Source organism: Roseateles sp. P5_B10 (assembly GCF_056400485.1).
In genome coordinates, this window is sequence record NZ_JBFULE010001703.1 from 1 (window position 1) to 545 (window position 545).

Consider the following 545-nt stretch of genomic DNA (forward strand, 5'->3'; position numbering starts at 1 on the left):
GCTCCATCGGGCTCCATCGGGCTGCCGCCCTGGAACCAGGGGCGCTCGAAGGTGGCGCCGCCGAACGGGTCCAGGCCGGTCCAGACGAAGTTGTGCCAGTAGCACGCGGCAAAGCGCAGGTGGTCCTCCATGCGCTGGCCCAGGACGATGCGGTCCTTGTCGTAGTGCTTGAAGGCCAGGTCATTCTGGCTGTCGGCGCCCTCGAAGCGGATCGGGGCGATGTGTTGGAAATAGCTCGTCATGAGGAGGACTGAAGTTCAAGCGCCGCGCAGGCGGCGGTAAAGGTCACGGAAGCGCGCCAGGCGGGGAGCCAGGCGGGCATGGCGTTGGGGGTCGGGAGAAAAGAGGGCCGCCACGGGCGGGCGGGTGCAGACGGCCTCGACAGCACCCCCGGTGGCCAACCAGCCCAGGCGTGCCGCGCCGAGGGCGCCGCCGGCTTCGCTGCCGGTGTGCAGGACGATGTCGACCTGGAGTGCGTCGGCGATCAGCTGGGCCCAGAAGTGGCTGCGTGAGCCGCCGCCCACCAGCGACAGCTGGTGCACCTC

Annotated in this window: 1 protein-coding gene and 1 pseudogene; both read right to left on the reverse strand. The window is 69.7% G+C overall.

Annotated features, from left to right (window positions below; genetic code table 11):
* Positions 1 to 242: pseudogene (locus AC1DU6_RS35435) on the reverse strand (xylose isomerase); the annotation flags it as partial.
* Between the two features lie 15 nt (positions 243 to 257).
* On the reverse strand, positions 258 to 545 hold a 288-nt coding region (locus AC1DU6_RS35440; protein ID WP_477863277.1), incomplete at its 5' end, for an FGGY-family carbohydrate kinase.